Here is a 3,864-nt window from a genome sequence, read left to right on the forward strand (position 1 = left end):
ACGGAACCTCGATTCCGACTTGTATTTTGGTACTCAAAAAAACACGCCAAAACCCTAATGATGTTTTATTTATAGACGCCAGCCAACATTTTAACAAGGGAAAAACCCAAAATGTATTGCTCGACGAACACATTACTAAAATAATCACGACTTATAAAAACCGCAAGCCCGAGGATAAATATTCGCATAGCGCCAATTTGGCGATGATTGCCGAAAACGATTATAATTTAAATATCCCGCGCTACGTAGACACCTTCGAGGCCGAAGCCCGCATAGACATCAACGCCATCGCCAACGAAATTAAAACGCTAGACCAACAAATAGGCACCACCGACAAAACCATAGCCGATTTTTGTGCCGAATTAGGAATCCAAACCCCATTTTAATTATGAAAAATCAGCAAAGTAATGATTTGGGCGTTACCCGCCAGAAAAAGGCGGGTCAGGCTATCCGCTATATCTTTTTAGAGATGGGCACGACTACCGTCGAGCCCATCTCTAAAAAGGATGCCGCTACTATCCTTAACGCAAAACACTGCTAATCATGAGAAAATTGATACCACAAGTACGTTTTCCTGAGTTTACGCGGGAATGGGAAGAGAAGAAGTTGGGGGATGTAGGTGACGTTAAAATGTGTAAAAGAATTTTTAATGACGATACTTCAATAGAAGGAGATATACCTTTTTATAAAATTGGTTCGTTTGGGAAATTAGCAGATGCATTTATAACAAGAGAAAAATATTTAGATTTTAGAAAAAAATATTCTTTTCCATCAAAAGGAGATATATTGATTTCAGCAGCTGGAACAATTGGAAGAACTGTTGTATATAACGGTGAAGATGCTTATTATCAAGATTCAAATATTGTTTGGATTAGTAATGACTATCAAACTATTTCGAACGAATTTTTGTTTTATGTTTATCAAATAGTAAAATATAATACAGAAGGGGGAACAATTCAAAGATTGTACAATAATATTCTAAAATCAACAAAATTTAGTTGCCCATCCCTTCCCGAGCAAACCAAAATCGCCAATTTCCTCACCGCAGTCGACGAAAAATTAACCGCCCTAAACCAAAAAAAAATCCTTTTGGAGCAATACAAAAAAGGCGTAATGCAGCAAATTTTCGCTCAAGAATTGAGGTTTAAGGATGATAATGGCAATGATTATGCGGATTGGGAGGAGAATAAATTACAAATTTATCTAGAGGAATTTAAAGAAAATTCAGTTGTAGATGATCAGTTTGAAGTATTGACCTCTTCTAATAAAGGATTAATGAAACAATCTGATTACTTTGGGGAAAATAGACTAACTAATAGGGAAAATATAGGCTTTAATATAATTCCAGATGGTTATTTGACATACAGATCAAGAAGTGACAATAGAAAATTTTCTTTTAATGAAAATAAACTTGGTATTACAGGTTTAATTAGTACATATTATCCAGTTTTCAGGATGAAAAATAGTGCTAATAATTTTTTTATTGAATTGACAAATCATTTTCAAAATCATATTGGAAAATTTAGTGTTGGTACCTCTCAAACTGTTTTATCTTATAATCAGTTAAAGACAATTAAGTTTAAATTTCCTTGTAATGATGAACAAACGAAAATCGCAAATTTTCTATCGGCGATTGATGTCAAAATCAATCATTGCCAAGAACAAATAGACCAAACCACGATTTGGAAAAAAGGGTTGTTGCAACAACTATTTGTGTAAAAAGAAAAGTATGAATGACCCAATAAAAAAATATTATTTATTTATCGATGAAAGTGGCGATCATGGTTTAGTAACCTTGGATGCTTCATTTCCTGTTTTTTTATTATGCGGTTTAATTTGTAGTGCCGACAATTATACACTTACAAAAGAGGCGATTAATGCGATTAAAAAAGAGTTTTGGCAGAATAAAGAAGTTATTTTACATTCTAGAGATATAAGAAAATGCGAAAAAGAATTTCAAATTTTATTTGATCTCGAACTAAAGCGTAACTTTTACAACAAAATTAATGCTGTAATTGAAAATTCAAAATACAGAATTTTAGCATCAGCGATCAATAAAAAGAAGTCCATTAAGACCTATGGTAAATTATCTAATGATGTGTATGAATTGGCTTTGTCATTCATCATAGAAAGAGCTATATTTTGTCTTGATGAGATAAAAGAGGTTCACAAGCATTTAGAAATAATTATTGAAAAAAGAGGTAAAAAAGAAGATAAAAAGTTAGAAGAACATTTTCAACGATTAATCGCGAGAGGCACAGCTTATGTTAGCGCAGAACGATTGGTTGAAGTCGCTTTAAAAATAACTTTTAAAGATAAAAAGGAAAATATAAATGGTTTACAATTGGCAGATTTAATAGCATATCCAATAGCGCGCTATGTTATTGAACCCAAAAGAGCCAATCCAGCATTCGAAGTTTTAGAGAAAAAAATATACATGAAAAATGGCAGAAGATATGGGCTTAAGATATTTCCTTAAAAACAAAAGCCAAACAAATTGTTTGGCTTCTGCTCGACCGGGGACACCCCAATCCTTTTATTTTTGAATCGATTGTATTGTAATTGTGTTGCAAATGTATTACTTTTTTCTATAAATGCAATAACAATGAACATAACATTAACAATTTCATGATAGTAAGATATAAAACATAACAACTTGTAAATAAATGAGTCACCAATCCGAGTTACAATTAGAAAACAACCTGATCCAGCAATTACAGGGTTTAGGCTACGCATCTGTAAAAATTCAAGATGGAGACGCTTTAGTTTCTAATCTTAAAAGTCAGTTGGAGCTTTTCAACCAAACTACTTTTACAGCCAAGGAGTTTGATGCTATTTTGAATCATCTTGCCAAAGGCAGTGTTTTCGAAAAAGCAAAAACCTTGCGTGACCGTTTTCAATTGACCAAGGAAGATGGTACTTCGTTTTATGTTCGCTTTTTTAATAGCGAAAATACGGGAGCCAATGTATACCAGGTTACCAATCAAATTTCATTAGAAGGAAGTTACAAAAACCGTTATGATGTCACGCTTTTGGTCAACGGTTTGCCTTTGGTACAAATAGAGTTGAAACGTTCGGGTACAGAGATAAAAGAAGCCTTTAACCAAATCAATCGCTACCAATTGCATTCGTTTTGGAGCAATAGCGGGCTGTTTCAGTACGTGCAGTTGTTTGTAATTAGCAATGGCGTAAATACTAAATATTTGGCTAATAACGAACTGCAATCGGTTAAGCAAACCTTCTTTTGGGCAGATGCCAATAATAAAAACATCACCGAATTAATGCCTTTTGCGAAAGCGTTTTTAAACACTCAGCAACTGGGCAAAATGATTGCAAATTATATTGTAATCAACGAAACACACAAAATCATGATGGTGTTGCGTCCGTACCAATATTATGCGACTGAGGCGATAATCAAGCAAGTCAGGCATACTAGTGACAACGCTTACATATGGCATACCACGGGATCAGGTAAGACACTAACCTCGTTCAAAGCCAGTCAAATTTTGATGGATTTGCCCGATGTGTACAAAGTCGTTTTTGTGGTCGATAGAAAGGATTTGGATTTCCAGACTATGAACGAATTCAACGCTTTCAAAAAAGACAGCGTTGATGTAACCGATAATACACAGTCATTAGTAAAACAACTGACTGATAATACCAAGTTGGTTTTAACGACGATTCAGAAATTAAATAATGCCGTTTCAGATCGCTTTAAACACCAAATAGAACCGCTACGCCATAAGAAAATAGTTTTCATTTTTGACGAATGCCACCGTTCGCAATTTGGAGAAACCCATGAAAGGATTACCAAATTTTTTGATAAAAGTCAGTTGATTGGTTTTACAGGAACACCCATTTTTG

5 protein-coding genes are annotated in these 3,864 nt (G+C 34.1%); all 5 read left to right on the forward strand.

All coding sequences use genetic code 11. From position 1 onward, the window contains the following. Window positions 1-386, forward strand: a 386-nt coding sequence (locus tag P8M54_RS15230; RefSeq protein WP_300288878.1) for an N-6 DNA methylase, incomplete at its 5' end; no start/stop codon positions are given. 2 nt (window positions 387-388) lie between these two features. Next, a complete protein-coding gene (locus P8M54_RS15235) occupies window positions 389-541 on the forward strand; it encodes a hypothetical protein (protein ID WP_300288879.1) in 153 nt (50 codons plus the stop codon). Window positions 542-543: 2 nt separating this feature from the next. After that, window positions 544-1,719, forward strand: coding sequence for a restriction endonuclease subunit S (locus P8M54_RS15240; RefSeq protein WP_300288880.1), 1,176 nt, complete (start codon window positions 544-546; stop codon window positions 1,717-1,719). A gap of 10 nt (window positions 1,720-1,729) precedes the next feature. Beyond that, window positions 1,730-2,479 carry a DUF3800 domain-containing protein gene (locus P8M54_RS15245; protein WP_300288881.1) on the forward strand — a complete coding sequence of 250 codons (750 nt, stop codon included), beginning with the start codon at window positions 1,730-1,732 and terminating at the stop codon, window positions 2,477-2,479. Window positions 2,480-2,666: 187 nt separating this feature from the next. Beyond that, on the forward strand, window positions 2,667-3,864 hold a 1,198-nt coding region (locus tag P8M54_RS15250), incomplete at its 3' end, for an HsdR family type I site-specific deoxyribonuclease (RefSeq protein WP_300288883.1).

This window comes from Flavobacterium sp., assembly GCF_029242675.1.
Taxonomy (GTDB): domain Bacteria; phylum Bacteroidota; class Bacteroidia; order Flavobacteriales; family Flavobacteriaceae; genus Flavobacterium.